Source organism: Parendozoicomonas haliclonae, assembly GCF_900174585.1.
Lineage (GTDB): Bacteria > Pseudomonadota > Gammaproteobacteria > Pseudomonadales > Endozoicomonadaceae > Sansalvadorimonas > Sansalvadorimonas haliclonae.
The window spans coordinates 164,187-181,535 of sequence record NZ_FWPT01000007.1; the positions used below are offsets into that span (position 1 = coordinate 164,187).

General features: G+C 51.7%; 13 protein-coding genes. 4 read left to right on the forward strand and 9 right to left on the reverse strand.

Going from position 1 to position 17,349, the window contains the following annotated elements; all coding sequences use genetic code 11:
* Window positions 1-8: 8 nt before the first annotated feature.
* Window positions 9-701: a 16S rRNA pseudouridine(516) synthase RsuA gene (gene rsuA, locus EHSB41UT_RS15680; protein ID WP_087111508.1), complete on the forward strand. Its 693-nt coding sequence runs from the start codon at window positions 9-11 to the stop codon at window positions 699-701.
* 111 nt (window positions 702-812) lie between these two features.
* On the forward strand, window positions 813-1,913 hold the full coding sequence (locus tag EHSB41UT_RS15685; RefSeq protein WP_087111510.1) for a TraB/GumN family protein: 1,101 nt from the start codon (window positions 813-815) through the stop codon (window positions 1,911-1,913).
* A gap of 6 nt (window positions 1,914-1,919) precedes the next feature.
* Here EHSB41UT_RS15685 and EHSB41UT_RS15690 read toward each other — a convergent pair whose 3' ends face one another.
* The 5 genes from EHSB41UT_RS15690 to EHSB41UT_RS15710 all read right to left on the reverse strand — a co-directional run bounded on the left by EHSB41UT_RS15690 (window position 1,920) and on the right by EHSB41UT_RS15710 (window position 8,639).
* A complete protein-coding gene (locus tag EHSB41UT_RS15690; protein WP_087111511.1) occupies window positions 1,920-3,284 on the reverse strand; it encodes a hypothetical protein in 1,365 nt (454 codons plus the stop codon).
* Window positions 3,285-3,378: 94 nt separating this feature from the next.
* Window positions 3,379-3,909 (reverse strand): condensin complex protein MksE, encoded by a 531-nt coding sequence (locus tag EHSB41UT_RS15695; RefSeq protein WP_087111513.1) that lies wholly within the window; start codon window positions 3,907-3,909, stop codon window positions 3,379-3,381.
* The gene (locus EHSB41UT_RS15700) at window positions 3,906-5,408 is read right to left on the reverse strand and encodes a hypothetical protein (protein ID WP_087111515.1); all 1,503 of its coding nucleotides are present in this window, start codon (window positions 5,406-5,408) and stop codon (window positions 3,906-3,908) included. Before EHSB41UT_RS15700 ends, EHSB41UT_RS15695 begins: the two co-directional genes overlap by 4 nt.
* Complete coding sequence (locus tag EHSB41UT_RS15705; RefSeq protein ID WP_087111517.1) at window positions 5,405-8,410, reverse strand: coiled-coil domain-containing protein; 3,006 nt, start codon at window positions 8,408-8,410, stop codon at window positions 5,405-5,407. Before EHSB41UT_RS15705 ends, EHSB41UT_RS15700 begins: the two co-directional genes overlap by 4 nt.
* A 1-nt stretch (window position 8,411) precedes the next feature.
* Window positions 8,412-8,639, reverse strand: coding sequence for a hypothetical protein (locus EHSB41UT_RS15710; protein WP_133060535.1), 228 nt, complete (start codon window positions 8,637-8,639; stop codon window positions 8,412-8,414).
* A gap of 200 nt (window positions 8,640-8,839) precedes the next feature.
* On the opposite strand from EHSB41UT_RS15710, the gene EHSB41UT_RS15715 reads away from it, so the two are divergent.
* On the forward strand, window positions 8,840-9,913 hold the full coding sequence (locus tag EHSB41UT_RS15715) for a hypothetical protein (protein WP_087111520.1): 1,074 nt from the start codon (window positions 8,840-8,842) through the stop codon (window positions 9,911-9,913).
* A gap of 98 nt (window positions 9,914-10,011) precedes the next feature.
* On the opposite strand, the gene EHSB41UT_RS15720 is transcribed toward EHSB41UT_RS15715, so the two are convergent.
* From EHSB41UT_RS15720 to EHSB41UT_RS15730, 3 genes are all read right to left on the reverse strand, one after another.
* Window positions 10,012-10,821: a hypothetical protein gene (locus tag EHSB41UT_RS15720; protein WP_087111522.1), complete on the reverse strand. Its 810-nt coding sequence runs from the start codon at window positions 10,819-10,821 to the stop codon at window positions 10,012-10,014.
* 115 nt (window positions 10,822-10,936) lie between these two features.
* Entirely contained in the window at window positions 10,937-11,473 is a 537-nt protein-coding gene (locus EHSB41UT_RS15725) for a hypothetical protein (protein ID WP_087111525.1), read from the reverse strand.
* A 190-nt stretch (window positions 11,474-11,663) separates the two neighbouring features.
* Window positions 11,664-13,658 carry a class I adenylate-forming enzyme family protein gene (locus tag EHSB41UT_RS15730; RefSeq protein WP_165767286.1) on the reverse strand — a complete coding sequence of 665 codons (1,995 nt, stop codon included), beginning with the start codon at window positions 13,656-13,658 and terminating at the stop codon, window positions 11,664-11,666.
* Window positions 13,659-14,657: 999 nt separating this feature from the next.
* Between EHSB41UT_RS15730 and EHSB41UT_RS15735 the strand changes: the two genes are divergently transcribed.
* Complete coding sequence (locus EHSB41UT_RS15735; RefSeq protein WP_087111529.1) at window positions 14,658-14,882, forward strand: hypothetical protein; 225 nt, start codon at window positions 14,658-14,660, stop codon at window positions 14,880-14,882.
* A 55-nt stretch (window positions 14,883-14,937) separates the two neighbouring features.
* Here the strand turns inward: EHSB41UT_RS15735 and rlmKL are convergent, their stop codons facing one another.
* The gene (rlmKL, locus tag EHSB41UT_RS15740; RefSeq protein ID WP_207626666.1) at window positions 14,938-17,139 is read right to left on the reverse strand and encodes a bifunctional 23S rRNA (guanine(2069)-N(7))-methyltransferase RlmK/23S rRNA (guanine(2445)-N(2))-methyltransferase RlmL; all 2,202 of its coding nucleotides are present in this window, start codon (window positions 17,137-17,139) and stop codon (window positions 14,938-14,940) included.
* Between the last annotated feature and the right edge of the window lie 210 nt (window positions 17,140-17,349).

The following is a 17,349-nucleotide window of genomic DNA, read 5'->3' on the forward strand; positions in this document are numbered from 1 at the left end:
CCCGAACTATGCGCCTCGACCGTTTCCTTTGTGAGTGCACCGAACTCTCCCGCGCCAATGCCAAAAAGGCCCTGCACCGGGGCGATGTCACCGTTAATGGTGAGGTGGTGAAAAACTCCGGTTTCAAAGTGAGTGATAGCGATGATGTGCGTCTGGTCGGCGAACGCCTGCACCACCAGAGTGAACACTACATCATGCTCAACAAGCCGATGGATATGGTCTGCTCCAATGTTGGCGAAGGCAGCCATGAGTCCATCCTGACCCTGTTGGATATTCCCAAGGCCCATACGCTGGGTATTGCCGGCCGTTTGGATGCGGACACCACCGGTCTGGTGTTAATTACCAGTGACGGTCAGTGGAATCACCGGGTCACCTCCCCGAACAAGGATCTGGGCAAGCGTTACCGGGTGACGCTGGAATCACCGCTGGTAGAAGATGCTGAGCAGCGTTGCGCAGAAGGTATTCAACTGCACAACGAGAAGAAGCTGACCAAACCGGCTCAGCTGGAACGGCTCTCTGATCATGAAGTGCTGCTGACCATCTGTGAAGGAAAATACCATCAGGTCAAGCGTATGTTCGCCGCCCTGGATAATCGGGTAATTGCCCTGCATCGCGAGCAGATTGGCGCCATTGCTCTGGATGCGGACCTGGAGCCGGGTGAATGGCGTGAGCTGACCGCTGAAGAGATTGCTTCGGTCTGACCGCTCTCCTCGCTCAACTGTCAGTTCTGTCAGACATTCTGACAGCACTGACAGTCTATTTTACTGGCGGATCAGTGATTATGGCGGCTTGCCTGAAAAGGAACGTTCAGCATGCCCAAAACCCCGAAAGCAGCTGCCAGCACAGTAAACATCAGTCCTTACCGGCTGCGCTCAAGCAGCAGGTTTGACCAAAACGGCCGTTGCACCACCCGTTCAGGTTTACGAACTGTAAAAGCCCTGTCTGCGCCATCAAGGCTGCCAGGAACAACTCCGGGATATCTGCCCCGGCGCACACCGAAGGCGTTGAAGAAAAGAGCCGCTCAATACCGGGAAGCCCTGCAGCATCTGGCCGCCAAAAACCATAAACATCTTACCCGCGTAAAAAGGCTGCAGGACCAGCGACCTTTATGGAAAGCGCGGCGCTCTGGATGCAAATCTGTTATTCATCTCTACGGTTCCATTCACAGCACCGACTTGAAAACCTTCCCGGTGCCTAAAAAGGTGATGGAGCAGGCCCGGCGATCAACGGCCGTCGCCATGGAAATAGCCGGTAAAGATTATGACGCGCTCTTCAAGGGCAAAAAACACGGCTCCCATCGCACGCCTAAGGCTGCAGGCCTGCATGGCTATCAGCAACTGTCAGAGGATAACAAAGCGCTTTACCATGCCTTTTGCGAATCAACCGGATGCAGCCACACATTCTGTAGCCATACCGGATCTATGGTTGAATTTTCAAATCAGCTGCAGGACATATGGCTTAAACATTTTGACCTTGAAACCAGCTCCATGGAGAAAGCCTTTAGCGACTACTGCCAGTCGCCCTATGGCCCGGCGCTGATTTCACTGGAAACAAATGCCTCAAGTCAGGCGATACTGCAGCAGATTCTTGATCGCATCCACTCATCTACGGCCAGTTTGAATCAGGCCATGAATAATCTGGGTCAGATACTTAATGGCGCCACGGAATCACAGATATTCAATAAAATTCCGATTCATGCCGGTGATTTTGGCGATGCATTCCAATGCGCGGCACGCAATAAAGTCATGACTGACAAGATTGCCGATTATATTGAAAACAATCCGGATGCCTCACTCTTTGTCCTGACAGGCGCAGCCCATTATCCCGGCCCCAGCGGGCTTCTTGCACGCCTAAAAAGAAAAGGCTGGAATATCAGCACCAGTTACCCCGGCATGATAACCAAATCACAGTAACAGCGTTCAGGATGAAATATGGGTGAGTAGCCCCAGCGTCTGCGCCACCTGCCCTGTCGATAATGCCTTGGGGGGATTGAGCCCTTTATCCGAGGCTGCCGCCATAGCATTCACCTGATCCTGAAATGACTTGCTGCCGTCAGGCAGCAATTGGTTTACCAGAGCTGTCACCAGCGGAAGACCATTCACTGCGGCATTCTGTACCATATGATCCCTATGCCCCAACTGGGTGGCATGCCACTCCATACAGGTAATCACCGAAGCCAGAACTTCCGGCAGGCGCGGGGCCCTCTGGTTAAGATTTTTTACCAGCACCTCACGGTTTGATTCTGCAAGTTGTGCAAGTGCTTCTTTAAAGAATGGTTCCGCCTCGGCAATGGCATCTTCTGTGCCTATCCCCTTACCGGGATTTTTATCCACCGCCAGCATGCACGCATCCCGCACCAGTGCATAACTGCCCAGAACCAGAGCATCCCTATCCTGATTCACCATCGCGTCCAGAAACCGGGAGGTACTGTGCTGCATCTGCTGCGAAAGAGTAGCATTGGGTTTGGCATTATAGGTTTGCAGGGTTTTATCTGCCCGAGCTGTAAACTCCTCGCCCCGATCCCAGTGCGGGAATAAGTCCAGACACTCTTTGGAGAGAGGCTGGAGCCTGATATGACGCTCAATACCCCGTACTGAAGACGCTGACAACGCCGAACTATCACGGGCAAGCAACGCTTTAGCCAGTCCCTCGGCACGCTCTGGCAGAGACTTGCTCTTTCCGGCATGGGCACGGGATTCAAAGCCGGCCAGCACGCGCTCAGTCGCCTGACAAATAGTCTGCAGCTTCTGATTACCGGCCATTGTCGCCTGCATTTTCATTATCCCCATCCACTGTTCCATGGCCGAGCCCCGCTGCTGCAGTGCCTTGCGCACGGCTCGTCTCTGACTTGCGGGCAGCTGCTTTATACAATTCCGAGCCAGACTCTCAACCATACGCTCCCGCTGCTCAGGGGTTAATTTCAGCTCTGCTGTCTCGGCCTGCAGATGTTCAAGAAACTGTGTCATACCGGTCACAAAGGCGGTGTAATCATCATTACGCAGGGGCTGCTGCAAAGCCTCCAGATCCTGCTGCAAGCGCTGCTGCCCTTCCGGGCGCAGAGCGGCAAGCGACACGACCGCATCCGATTTCATGGAAAGTCTGGGCTCAACCACTTTGGCCGATCGGGTACTTAAGAGCTTATCGGACAAGGACTTGGGCAAAAGCCGCGCCAGAGCTCGCTTGAGCTGACGTTTGCTGATACGGGATTTTCCAGAAGACGACTCTTCAATGGGATTCATGCGAGCCGGTGCACTGTTGGAGCGAAAGAAGCGTGGGATTTTCATAATCAATAACCCGGTTATTTCCAGAGTTATCGACCAGATCCCCTATATACCCAGCCCTCAACAGCAGGAACTGGGTATGGTCAACCCAGGAGCACTACACCCCGTGCAGATGATCCAGAAAACCTTTGCCGCCATCTGACAGCACCAGATGATCCTGGCCATTCCAGAACGCCAGCTGGCGGGTAACCAGAACATTCTGCACTTCCACAATCAGTCGGCCCTTAAAGCCGACAGCGGCGAGAATCTGCTGGTTCTCTTCCTGGTCCCCCATCTCATCAATCTGCTGGCGGGTCAGGCCACCGCGCAGATCGGTGAGAATACCGGTATAGAGATGACGATCAGCCACGCCACGGGTTAGCACGACGAGCAGTGTCTGCACCTTCATCGCCACTTCCGACAAGACATCATCCTTGCCGATCTCATTCAGGAAGAAGCTGTCACCCAGCTGCTTCAGCTCATAACCGATATAGCTGTACAGATGATCGTAGTGCTCCCGATTCTCATCGCTGGCCAGCTCATCAAACAACGGGTTAGGCACCAGCAGGCTGCCATCGAGCATCTGCTTGTTAATCACATTGCCGTTAATCAGCTGACGGTAAATCGCCCGGCTTAAATCCTGTCTCATGGGGCTTCCCGCTCCTGCATCTCAATTGATTTAACGACGTTAACCGCCTGTCGTACCGGCTCTTTCTGCCCTTTCGGGGTATAGCTGCGCAGCCGGTAACTGAGCTGCTGCCCCTGATACACCAGCTTGTTAAACCGGGGTGGCGAAACAATCTCAACCTTGCCATGGGCACCCAGGAAGGCCAACGCATCCACAAGGTTCGGCAAGCCATAGGACTGCATCTGCGCACAGAGATGTTCGTGCAAAACGGTATAGATATCATCCTGTTGCACATCGTACTCAAACCGTTCCATCGCCTTCATAATCCGGTTGATGGTGGTGCGCTTGAGCATTTCCTCTTCCGAGCGGGGCTTGCCCGGTTTGGAATGGTTATCCTGCAAGACCTTTGGCGTGCGTTCCAGCCGTACCCGCAGCACTTCATCCAGGGCATCGGTGCCCTGCTCGGCCGGCCAGTTAATATTACTTGCAAGAGTTCTACTGAAGTTTTTGAAGTTGCCAAATACCCGGGAAGGCTCAAATACCGGATGTTCCGGCTTCAGCAGAAAGTCCCGCAACTGGCCTTGCTGTTTCTCCTGCACGGCAGTCAACAGGCTGTTGTAGAGCTCTTCGGTGCGGTTATAACGCTGACGCTCCTGGCGGGCATAGCGCACATAGGTTTCCAGGCTTTTGGCAATGGCCGCCACCTCTTCACCGAGGCGCAGAATATGGAACTGCACCCGCTGCAGACGGGTGACATGGTCGCCTTTCCGGTGTTCATAGAAGCGGTTAATAATCTTCTGCACCAGCGCCATAGGCGACTGGCTGCCATGCAGCTCCGACTTGGTACTGTGAGCGGCACGGCTGATATCCAGCCGCTCGTCCAGAAACTGCAGCATAGGCGTCACATGCCGCTCATGGATACGCAGAATCTCATTCAAGGCAAAGCCCACCTGCTCGCTGCGTTCCAGCCGGGTATAGTCCTGCCGGTCTACCAGCTCAGCAAGATGAGAGGCCTGGCCCTTGAGCGCCCGCACATTGGACTGAAGCCGAGCATTCACCTCGTTCAGGGTGTTATGAGCGGATTCTACCATCTCCTGAAAGTCAGGATTGTCGTCTAACCAGATGATATTGCTATCAGAAAGCTGTCGTTCACACTCTTCCAGCTGTTTCAGCAACTGGTTCAATTCGGCGGACGACAGCTCCCGCAGACGTTTGCTGTCCAGATGCCGCAGCATATCCAGCACAAACTGCTGTAGACGAAAGCGGCCGCTACGGCGATCCAGATAACTGAGCAGACCATTCTGATTCAGGTTTTCCAGGCCGAGGGTATTGAGAAAGGTACGGCGTTTGCCAGAATCCATCCCTTCTGCGGTACGGGCCAGCAGCTTCTGGTAATCGCTGATAGTAAATTCCAGTGATGGGTTGTTCAGGCTGTGCTGCACAAAGTCCATCAGCTGGAAAAACAACGACTTATGCTGAAGTATTGCGACCAGCGTACGGTCGCTGCCAACCCGCATCATGCTTCAGCCTCAAGATCTGAATCCTCAGTTTCCGGCTCGTTGACCGCAAGTTCAACGGTATCAACAATATCCTTCAGGGATTCGCTGCTGCCGGTATAAATAGCCAGACACTTGCCTATCGGGGAACCTTCGGTGACCTGATGCAGGAACAGATCGTGCCAGACCCCGATATGCTGAGCGATATTGCCCTGGTTGGTCGGGTTTGCGACGAGGAGCTGGAAGTTATGCTCTTCCACAATCCGGCGCAGCTCAGCCAGGTTGCTGTCGTCCAGACTGCCCACCTCATCGAAGATCACCGGCAGGGCAAACACCACATCTTCCGGCACCAGCTTATGCATCAGAATGGAGAGCAGCACCGCATTCACCATCGAGCTGGTGCCGTTGGACTGTGGCGTCACCTCATCGCGACCATTGATCTGGTAAATAAACTTCACGCTCTTAACGATCCGTTCCAGATCGAGGCGACCAGCATTGTGCCCCGTCATCAGATACTTCTCGCAGAAGTCCTGCAGACGGTTGTAGAAGGATTCCTTCATCAACCGGTCGGACTCCGTGCCATGGTCTTTCAGCTCATGGCGCAGGGTATTAAAGCTGTCGAGGGTGCCAATCTCTACCCGTACACCGGTCAGGTTGGAGATACGAATATGGGACAGTTCCCCATTAATCCGATCCTGGAAGTTACGGATGGCCAGGTCCATCTTATCCAGCAGACTGATCTGGCGACCAGTGTCGTGGTTATGGTTCTGAACCTGGCTGCGGTGATCACGTTCCCGCGAATCAATATTTTCAAACTCGGCCTTAAGCTTTTGATAAGCATCATCAAATTCTTTGCCTTTCAGATCGACCCTGAATGCCATTTGAGGATCAAGTCCAGCAATCCCCTCACTAATGAGAAGCTGAAACTTCGCTATACACCGCTCTCTAGTTGGCACAAACTCGTTGTGATAAAGACGAATCAGCTCATTTGCCTTCAGAGCAATTTCTTGAGGTGAATAAGCTTCTGTATTTGCTGCTGGTATTTGCTGAAAACCTGTTAACTTCTGCAGAGTGTCCAAGCTTTCAGAAGCCCCTTGTAAACTCTTCTTCTGGATTTCTAGACTGTGAACTAACTCACGACTGTTTTCCCGATCTGCTTTAAGCTGCTGAAGTTGCTCGGTTAAAGTTTGCTTACAGCTCCCCTGCTCTTCCAGATAAAGAGCCAGGGCTTCCAGTTCAGGTTTTTTCTGAGCATAGCGATTAGATGTATAAGCCAAGCCAGAAATCACCTCAATCTCCCGATTGATCTCACCAATCTCGGTCTGCTTCTCTTTCAGGGATTCCTTGCGCTGCTCATCACTGCCAGTCAATGCACGGCGGTATTCTTCAATGCGGCGTTCGCAGTTCTGTAGATCATCTTCCAGCTTATGCAGGCGGGCGGTGTGAGCTTCCTTCACTGCCAGCGCATCAAACGGCACAACCTGAGTGCGAGGCATCGGTTCGCCACAGAACAACAGGCGACCCTGCTCGTTCACTGTAAACAGTTGGGTAAATGGCTGAAGTGCGGCTTTCTGCTCATCGGACGGAACAGTCACCATCTCGCAAAAGCCGCCGTTCAGGCTGTTCAGTACCAGCGCGCTGTGCTTATCGAGATAGGAGAGCGTACTGCCCTTCTGCTGCTGAAGCACAGCCGTGGCCCGAGCAATATCCTGCTGAATTTGGGGTTTTCGGGACAATTCTCGCTGCAGGGCATTCTGGGTCTGTTCCAGATTCTGAATCTCGATCAGCTCCTGTTGAACTTCCTGCAAGCACTCCTTCAACCAGGCCTGTACCCGATCAGGATCAGAGCTGCCTGCAGCAGGCGCTTCCCGTTCCACCACATCATTGGCCAGGGCAATGGCTTCTCCAAGATCAGAAACATCTTTAGAAAGATTTCCGTAAATACCCTTCGCCTCATCAAACTGACTCCGGATACTGTCCAATTGCCCGTTAACATCTTTGAATCGAGACTGAATGCTCTCATGTTCTGCACGAGCATCACTTAGCTGCGGATCGATAGAGTCAGAATGCTGCGCTAAAGCTGCCAGAAGAGACTGATAACCATTACGCAGAGCTAAGCTCTGCTCCTGATAGCTCACCTGATAATTTTTTCGCAGGCTGTTCCAGTCATCCATATGATCACGGATGGCGCGAATCTCCCGCTGGTTCTGGCTCAGACGCTCACGGTCATCCTGAATCCGGCGGAAGTCGATGCTGATGGTCTCCTTCTGGGAAGACAAATCCGCATCAATAATATTGGCGATGGCCTGGGGCAGGTTCTTATGGTCTGCGCCCTTGATATCAAAGGAGAGCTGCAGCAGCGCCTTGATAGAACGCATCATATGCTGGCTGGGTGACTGCACCAGCGGCATCAGGCAGAAACGGGTATCGTCATCACTCGGGTCAACCCGGGTGTAGAGGGCCTCTCGAATGGAAGCCACATCATTAAGCGTGCGGCCGCCGAGCTTTTTCAGGCGAGAGGTAATCGCACTGAGATCCATATCGGACGGATGGGAGCCTACGCCCTGGTTGGCACCACTGTTCTCATCCCAGAACAGATGCTTGATATGTTCATAAGGGCGTGGCACCGCCAGACGGTTATAGCCCAGCTCCTGATTGCTCTGATAGAGGACAATACAGAACTCACCACGGGGGTTGCTGGCTTCCAGAATGATAAAGGAGCTGGCGCTGGGAAAATAATAGCGATAACTCTCCAGGCCGGTGTACTCACGATCCTTGGAGGCAAAGCCAAATTTGTTTTCACAGTTGCGGAAATTCACCTCCGGCAGCAGGAACAGCTTGAGAGTATGCAGACCCGAGGTCTTGCCCTGGTTATTGCTGCCCAGTAGCGCTGCAGTCTGATCCAAGGGCAGCTCGACATAGGCGGAGCTGCCGGAGTTCACCATAATCAGCCGCAGAACTTCGTAGCGATCACCGTCGAACAGGGAGCCTTCAGGGCCAGTTAAAGAATCATCCAATAATTGCATATCAATCCAGATAGGTTTCCTGTTCGAGCTTGCGGCGGCTCTTGTACATCAAGGCGATGAGTAATCGAAAAAGGCAATGAACAGCAAGATCACTACCAGCCGACCATTGTTCAATATTTTGCCAGATTTGGATACCTGCCAAATCCACATCAAACAGACAGTTTACCGAAATAAAATACTGATAAAAGCGAGTGATGCAGGCTTTTGCAGCCGCCTTGCCTGAAGGCACCAAGAGTATTCGCAGATGCCTCAAATCTGGGGGAGATTCTATTGAAATGACGTAAAAAGGTACTCCATCCCCGTAAGAGACTCTGAACAGATGGTCAGAGACACTCCCAAAAACAGTTCGCTTAAGGTTTTTCCCGTTCTGGCTGGTCTAAGGGATCTGCAGCACAAAATGTTCGCAATAATCCCAATGGAGGAGGCTTTATGCCAGCAGAGAGACGAAAGTGTATTTTCAAGGCCATCAAGTGGCTGAGTGTCGCCATAGTGCTTGGTATGAACATACCCGTTTACGCGAACATTGATCTCCAACAGTGCCTTAACGGCTTATGGCAAGTACCCGACGGCCCTTATCTCAAAGAACTCTGTGAGGACAATGATGATTGCCTGAACAGACGAGTATCCTATTTGCCTCACAATGATGAGCTCAGGATTATTCTGGACGACCCCGGCATTTTTAGTCTTCCCGGGGAGAAAACCATGGTTGTCAGTAACGCTTGCGCCCTTGTTAATAAAGGCTTCAAACTTCATGTCAACATAGTTTCCGGATGGATTTATTACAATCATACGGAGCTTCTGGCCATTAAAAAGCTGAACAATCTTAAGTTCCCAAGATATGACAACATTCAGGAGCAGAAGAACGACAGGCCCGACGATGCTCTTTCAATGACCGAATGGCTGAACAAGCACGAAAACTCCTTCAAATACGGCTGCAAGGATATTATCTACGACAACGAGACGGATACCTTGCATGCGTCCTGTAAAAAAGAAGAGCATCAGGGTCGTTTTCATGGCCAGACCCACATTCAGAGTTCGATCACCTATCTTTCCATTTACCGAAAACATGGCGCTGTCATCATCAACAGTGATGGACGTCTGAAACCTGTTAATCCCGTAAGCGAAGCCAGGGAAGAGGACTACACGCAGCCCATTGGTGCCTGGTATCAAATCATGAGAACGTGTGCGGATCAGGGGATGACCCATCGCAGGGTCGGCAATATCATAACGTGCCATAACCCTGGCTTCATGCTTCACTCAGGTGGCGTCACCAATTGCACACCTGAAGATGTCGCCTACAACTCTTCAACCGATTTGCTGCTGCTTCGCTGCCGGGGGAACGCCAGCGTCTTTCAGTTCAGCAACACGTCCGTCTGTGCATCTTATGAGAACATATATTCCGTTGGCCTCTATTCCCGGAACACTATCAATGAAGAATCTGAAGGAGATACACATCTGTTTTGCAGGGTATCACGCCCTTTGATACGGCATACGGGGCTTTAATCAGCACCGTTCAAACTAAGGTGACATCGCCCCAACCTACCTCTCCGATCGACCTGTAGCCAGAGCCTGCAGGTCATTTCCCCAGGGGCGCTCGAATATCAATCCAGATAAGTTTCCTGTTCCAGCTTGCGGTGGCTCTTGTACATCATGGCGATGAGTGATCGAAGTTCTGGGCATTGTTCATGCAGAGCCTTAAGCTGCTGGCGCTCGTCCTGCGAGAGCTTGCGCCGTGATTGCTGCAAAAGATCGGCAATATTTTCCGGAACCAGAAACCGAACCGGCATATCACGGATAACCAGTAACTGTTTAATATTTTGCCAGATTTGGATACCACCCAAATCCACATCAAACAGACAATTTACCGACATAAAGTGCTGATAAAAGAGAGCATTGCAGGCTTTGGCTGCTGCATTGCCAGAGCCAAAGGCCAGCATCACCTGATCAGCTGGAACATTAAGACCACACCGGGTCAGAGCCAGATCAAGGGTTTCATTCGGGCGCAGAAAGTTTTCAAGGTTTTCCACCAGCAGAAGATGCTGTTCAGGCTCAGGTAGACCTGTCCACTCAACTCCATCCCAGCACACCGCAGCACGGGGTTCCGGCCAGCCGGGCTTGAACAGGGTCAACATACTTCCGGTAACCGATTTGCGATGGGAGTCACCCGCCTCGGTTGCCGATTGACGATTAGTGACTTCAACAGGTGCGGGAAACTGCGAGCAGAGAGCCTCAAAGGCTTCCCAGTCAAGCACTTGTACCGAGGTCTTGGTATCAAAGCTGGAATCAGGCTCAAAGATACGATTCAGCCGGGCCGGTTTAACGCCCCTTCGCGCCAAAAGCTGTACGCCCTTATTCCAGGGCACGTCCTTGCCATCACGAATGGCTTGAAGAAATTCGTAGGGAGTTTTCATGCAGCGAGTGTGCAAGCAAGAGCAAGGCTTTTCAATAAACAAAGGCCTCTTGAAATCCTGATACGGCGGGATTCACGCCAACGTATCAGGATAGTGTTTCAGGATGAAACTGATTTTAATAGGAATGCTCTGAGCAATAAAAGTAGTCTTTTTTTCGAGGATCTAAATCGCTTGGTTGAACCATAACAAATATTTTACTTTCTCTGGGAGTTCTCCTCTCTGAGATCGTCTCTATAAAATAATTGAAATCATCCCGCGCGTACTCTTTTATTTTTGCCATTCCACCATCTGGATTAGATAACAACTGACAGACTGAATCGGATGTAAAACCCTTTAGCAGGGCAAGAGCGTTTGTTTGTGGAGAGAGCCGATACGCATTTTTCGATCTCTTGAAGAGAACAGCAAATCCGTAAGCTTTTGAACTAATGAGATATGTTCCAAAATTAGGGATTGCAACTGCAGAATATGAGGATCCACTTTGGACTTTACAGCCTCCCAGACAGCTGATCATTTTCTTGTCTATTGTATCTTTAAATTCTGCTATTTGTGCTTTGCTGGAAGCCTCAATCAGAAATGAGTTCGCATAAAGAAATGAAGCGCTAGATTGAAGCACTAAAAACAACATTAAAAAACATTTGGTTTTGATTTTCATTTTGGCATTCCTTCCATCATCTATTTGGATCTTCCCTTCCCTTTTTGATACCCACTCAACTTAATAGTTCACTTATTTCTTAAAACATAATGTTATAAATTGAATTCTTTCCATTGCCTGGCTGCCGATACAAGCCCTAGCTCAATAGAGCCTGCTGCCTCTATTAGAAGCAACAGGCCTGCTTGCTTATCTACTTGCCCGGCTTAAGAGACATCGCAGCAAAGATCCCTGTTATATCCTTTGGCTGAAGCTCCTGGCTCTGGGAGCCATAGGTAGAGCGTAGTTGACTTAAAGCCTCGCGTTTCAGAAAGGTACGCAAGGGTTTTGTCAGAGGGTTTCTGGGTAAAACAGCATCATGGGGAACAATATGCACCAGCTCTGACAGTGGTGTTTCATAGGTCTCCAGTCTTTTCGATGTATTCAAGAAGTTGACGACATCAATCGAAGAGACATTGGCTCTCACTTTGGGCCGGACGATTAATGCAACCCGTTCATCACCTGCGGGATAAGCGGGATCCTTGGGAACGCCAAATGCCATAGTCTCTTCAATATCGCCCATCTGTGCAGCGATAGACTCCAGCTTTTCCGGATTTACGTTTTGCCCATTCACAACAATAATCTCTTTGGCACGTGCAGTAATTCTCAACGTACCATTTGGATTAAATGCCGCATTGTCGCCCGTTCTGATCCAGCGCACCCTATTGCTATCGGTCACAAAAGTCTTGGCAGTCTCCTCTGGACACTGGTCATAGCCGCCACAAATATTATCCCCGGAAACAAAGAGTTCTCCTTCATCTCCAGACTGGACTTCATAATTGTTCAAATCAAACTGCTCCTCCTGCAGGAGTTCATCCTCAGGAATTTTGGCAATTCGGACATCAATATAAGGCAGTGGCACCAGTCCCTGACCGGGCTTCATTTCCAAAGCGATTCCCACGGTAGATTCCGACATTCCGTACCCTTCGGTTATATCAACACCAAGGGTTGCTTTCACACTATCCCGCGTAGTTTGTTTGATCGCCGATGCACCGGCGACAATCATGGTCGGTTTTTTATCACCCATGGCGTTCAGGGTTTTTGGCTGGCCTTTCTCCCCGGTAATCCCCGCCAGCAACTTATCAACACCAAATAGCGCATCAGGCTTACTGCTGCCAAGGGTTGAAAACAATTCCTCGGGGTTTCTCGGATCTGTTACCAGCTGAAGGCTGCCCTTCAAAAGTGGCATAGCCCCCATCGCAATCATTAAACCAAAAGCATGGGTCATGGGTAACGGCATCCACAAAGACGGCTGGGGAGGAGCCCCTTCCATCTGAAAACGCAAAACATCGCCAACCTGCTCAAGATTGGCTAACAGGTTTTTCTGCGTGATAGAGATCGCTTTAGGATTACCGGTTGTACCGCTGGTAAATTGCACAAGGGCCTCATCATCCAAGCCCATACGCACTTTGGCAACTTGCTTATCAGAACCCTCCTGAATAGCGCTCTTCAAGGTCACTGCCCCTGCGGGAAGACTTTGGGTAATCCCTGTCCAACTCGCGCCTGTCGACCTAAGCCATCTTGTGGCGCCGGCCACCAAGCCTGTTGTCTGATCCGTATCGAAAAGACCCGAGACAATCAAAGGCATTGACGTATAGCTGTCACCATCAGGATTGTCTTCCTGCTGCGCCCCTTCCAAAGCATCCTGGATAACCTTGGAATGGGTTGCCATACCGATCATGGCAGAAGGTTTGCTGAGCTGCAGTTGTTTCTTCAGCTTCTGCGTCAGTAAATCGTTATCGCCTGCGGTCAAGACGATAACCGGCACATACCCGGCTCTGATCACCCCCAAAAGCACAACCATCAGCTCAGGTGACGACGGCATCATCACCGCAACCCGGTGTTTCTGCCCCTGCAATCGCGCTTGCAGATAAGCTGCCAGATCCCGGCTCTCCTCATCCAGCTGACGAATGGTCAGGCTCTTTTTCAGTCCGGACACCGCGATGCGGCTTTCGGCATCGCTGGCATCAAAATAATCATCCCATAATTTGAGAATACTTTTGTCGGTCAGGTCCAGATCGGGATTGGCCTTGAGCTTTGCCTGTATAGATGGGGGAAAATGCTCGAACCAGGGGGTTTGTTCCCAGTCAGTACCGGCAAAAAGGTGGCTGGCAGCAACCAGCAACAAGGCCGGTGCAATTTTCAACATATTGGACAACCAGTGCCCACTAAACCTTTTCCGAGAGAATAACTGTACAGCTTCAGTCATATCGGCATCCGTAGAGTAAACGATGGAGCGGAGGGAGGAGTGTAGTCAACCATCGTTGGACGGGATTGGGGGCTTTCTAATTAAACGTCAGTCTCAGAGAAACCAACACTTTTCTAACCAGACAGTTATTTTTCCTAACTGCACATCACGGAATATCCGTTCAAACGCTCTAACCACACCTCAGGAGAAGAACACAGCATAGAGGTCCAGATGATCACCCGCAGTATGAGCAAACGCCAACGCCCGGTGGAACAGCCTTCACCCAAGAGTCTGCCCGAGCCCGCACTCAAACGGACGAAGCCTGATGAGCCAACGAAGGAGTGGAGAACCTATCATGGTCGCTCTGGGGCCAGATATCAGGTATTGGTTCCCATTGAGACTGATAAGTGTGGCTGCTGCCAGCTTTCGGACTCACTGGGACAGATCAAGCTTATGTGCGGTGCCGCCAGACAGAACATCTTTCACCGGGTGTGCGTCGCCTGCTATGCCAACCCCTATCTCAAACCCGAGTGCCCCCAATGCACAATGTCTTACCACTTTCGCCCCGAAGAACTGAGATACGGCATTGTGGAACGAAAGGACGCAGGGAAACCCGCTCGCTGCCAACCCTGTGGATGGCAAGGACGTCTTTCACAGCTGAAATTTCACGAACGCTCCTGCCGGACAAAGTTTCCCTGTATCAATACGCATTGCACCTATGAAGCCACGCCCTACTACCTCAGCGATCACCGGAGCATATGCCACCTTGAAAAGGAGAGATGCCAAACCTGCCACAATGGCTATACCCGCAGTTTTTTAATCGATCATGTCAGTACTTGTCCCGCAAAACTTCACCGATTAAACAACCTTGGTGATCTGGTTATCCCGCATTCACTGTTTCACGGTTTGAGGCTTCTCATGGCAGATCTTCAAACCAGGGAGAACCCGAGAAGGCCGAGATTGAGCTATTCCGCTGAACGTTTTCTGGATGAGCAAGCCGGGGCTATCGCTGACAATCTTGGCATGATGGGAATTACACCGGCTTATACATACACCCATCCTCAGGACCCCTGGGTACCAGATGATGACGAGATTCATCTGCCAGCTATTGAGCCGGATTCGGCAAGCACCATTGACAGTCTCTCAGATTCTCTGGATCTCTCAGAATCTCTTGATAATGGCTAACTGGAAATAGTGGGGAAGATAACGCCTTACGACGCAAGGCGTTACCTTCTTACCATTAATGGCGGTGGGTCAGCTTCCAGCTGCGGTGAATTTTTTGGTTACGCTTGAAATCCTGATCAATGGTCTGACTGGAAATCTCTTCCACCACAAACTTCTCGCTCAGTTCCTCATCCAGCTTGAACTTCCTGAAATTGTTAGAGAAGTACAACACACCATCACGGGCCAGACGTCCCATGGCGCGGATCAGCATATCCTTGTGTTCTTCCTGGATATCGAACACATCGCGCATCTTCTTGGAGTTGGAGAAGGTTGGCGGATCGATAAAGATCAGATCGTAAGTCTCGGTGCAGGTTTTCAGCCACTTAATGCAGTCGGCGTTCTCCAGCTTATGGCGATCACTGAAACCATTCAGAGACAGATTCTGCCGCGCCCATTCCAGATAGGTCTTGGACAGGTCAACACTGGTGGTCTGACTGGCACCACCTACAGCTGCATGCACAGTCGCCGCGCCGGTGTAGCAGAACAGATTCAGGAACCGCTTGCCTCGGGCTTCCTTCTGGATACGCAGACGCATCGGGCGGTGATCCAGGAACAGGCCGGTATCGAGATAGTCGGTCAGGTTCACCAGTAGACGGGCGCCGCCTTCGGTCACCTCAAAGTAAGTCTTCTCATCGCTCAGCTTGCGGTACTGACTCTTGCCAGACTGACGGCTGCGCTGCTTCAGCTGAATCTGCTCAGGCTTAACCGGCAATACGGTTGGAATGGCCTGCAGCACATCGTTGAAACGCTCTTGGGCCTTCTGTTCATCGATACTGGCCGGGGCCTTGTACTCGGACACCAGCACCTGATCACGGTAGAGATCAATGGCTACGGCATACTCCGGCATATCCGCATCGTACACACGGTAACATTCGATCTCGTTCTTCTTGGCCCATTTCTGCAGGGTTTTCAGGTTCTTACGCAGGCGGTTGGCAAACATTTCTGCGCCCTTGCCCAGGGTCACACTGGTCGCTGTTACCTCTACCGGCTGACCGCCCTGCTCGGCTTCCTGCACCTTCTTGTGGTAACCGAAGTAAGACTCAGGCTGAATATCAAAATTCAGCAGCTTCACTTCCAGCGCACCGTTAAAGAAGCTGTAGCTCTTGCGGGAGCGCAGGCCCATACGCTTGGCCAGATTCATATTGCTGGTCACGATCGCGCCCTGCCAGCCATCGAAGCAGGTACGGAAGGTTTCACCCAGACGCTGGTACAGCCACACCAGGCTGGACTCCTCACCCAGACGTTCGCCATATGGAGGGTTACAGATCACCAGGCCGGTATAACCCTTGATTGGCTCAAGAGTCGCCAGTTCGCGGGTTTCGATATGGATACGCTTCTCCAAACTGGCACGGCGCAGGTTCTCATGGGCCTGACGCACCACCCGCACATCGCCTTCATAACCGATAAACCGGCTCTTCAGATTGTCCAGACCTACGGTACGACGCTCACGGGCTTCAGCGATCAGATCATTCCACAGCTTGGGAATATGGCCGGACCATTTATGGAAGCCGTAATCGAGGCGCAGCAGACCCGGAGCGATATCTGCCGCCATCAACGCGCCTTCCAGCAGGAAGGTGCCGGAACCACACATCGGGTCCACCAGCGAACCGCCATCTTTGGCGATCTGCGGCCAGCCGGCACGAATCAGCAACGCGGCCGCAAGGTTCTCTTTCAGCGGTGCCTTACCGGTATCGAGACGGTAGCCCCGGCGGTGCAGACTATCGCCGGACAGATCCAGAGAGACATCCGCACGGTTCTTGCTGTTCAGGCGCACATGCACCCGGATATCCGGGCGGGTCTTGTTGACATCCGGGCGGAAACCAGCCTTGTCACGAAGACGGTCACAGATGGCATCCTTCACAACAAGCGCACCGAAGTGGCTGTTATTGATGGATTTACTGGTACCGTTAAAGGTGATTGCCAGAGTAGAGCCCGGCTCGAAATGATCTTCCCAGGCAATAGCCTTTACGCCATCGTAGAGGAAGTCACGGGACTCGGCATCGATCTGGCGCAGGGACAGCATCACCCGGTTGGCCAGACGGGACCACAGACAGGCACGGTAAGCAGCCTTCAGGCCACCCTGGAAATAACAGCCGGCGGTGGTCAGACGAATGCTCTCGCCGCCCAGCGAAGCCAGCTCTTCCGCCAGCAGACCTTCCACCCCTTTCGGGCAGGAGGCAAAGAATTCGTATTCTTCAGAGATAGAATGTTCGGACATCAGGACCTTCGCGTATCGTTCGCGCACTGATTTACGGACTGCGTTTCAGGAACGGACAGCCAGATAAAATGGCGCTGATTGTACAGGTGTTCAACACGAAAACGAACTGCAGGCATTACCTAAGGAGGCCCATATCCAAGTTTGCATCACTACCTAGCTCTCTGCACCTTTACCCACTATACAGCCCGGAATCGAGCCCCTACCATGCAG

Excerpts from the sequence above, each read along its gene's own strand:
- rsuA (WP_087111508.1), top strand. The coding sequence starts at position 9 with ATGCGCCTCGACCGTTTCCTTTGTGAGTGCACCGAACTCTCCCGCGCC.
- EHSB41UT_RS15685 (WP_087111510.1), top strand. The coding sequence starts at position 813 with ATGCCCAAAACCCCGAAAGCAGCTGCCAGCACAGTAAACATCAGTCCT.
- EHSB41UT_RS15690 (WP_087111511.1), bottom strand. The coding sequence starts at position 3,284 with ATGAAAATCCCACGCTTCTTTCGCTCCAACAGTGCACCGGCTCGCATG.
- EHSB41UT_RS15695 (WP_087111513.1), bottom strand. The coding sequence starts at position 3,909 with ATGAGACAGGATTTAAGCCGGGCGATTTACCGTCAGCTGATTAACGGC.
- EHSB41UT_RS15700 (WP_087111515.1), bottom strand. The coding sequence starts at position 5,408 with ATGATGCGGGTTGGCAGCGACCGTACGCTGGTCGCAATACTTCAGCAT.
- EHSB41UT_RS15705 (WP_087111517.1), bottom strand. The coding sequence starts at position 8,410 with ATGCAATTATTGGATGATTCTTTAACTGGCCCTGAAGGCTCCCTGTTC.
- EHSB41UT_RS15715 (WP_087111520.1), top strand. The coding sequence starts at position 8,840 with ATGCCAGCAGAGAGACGAAAGTGTATTTTCAAGGCCATCAAGTGGCTG.
- EHSB41UT_RS15720 (WP_087111522.1), bottom strand. The coding sequence starts at position 10,821 with ATGAAAACTCCCTACGAATTTCTTCAAGCCATTCGTGATGGCAAGGAC.
- EHSB41UT_RS15725 (WP_087111525.1), bottom strand. The coding sequence starts at position 11,473 with ATGAAAATCAAAACCAAATGTTTTTTAATGTTGTTTTTAGTGCTTCAA.
- EHSB41UT_RS15730 (WP_165767286.1), bottom strand. The coding sequence starts at position 13,658 with ATGTTGAAAATTGCACCGGCCTTGTTGCTGGTTGCTGCCAGCCACCTT.
- rlmKL (WP_207626666.1), bottom strand. The coding sequence starts at position 17,139 with ATGTCCGAACATTCTATCTCTGAAGAATACGAATTCTTTGCCTCCTGC.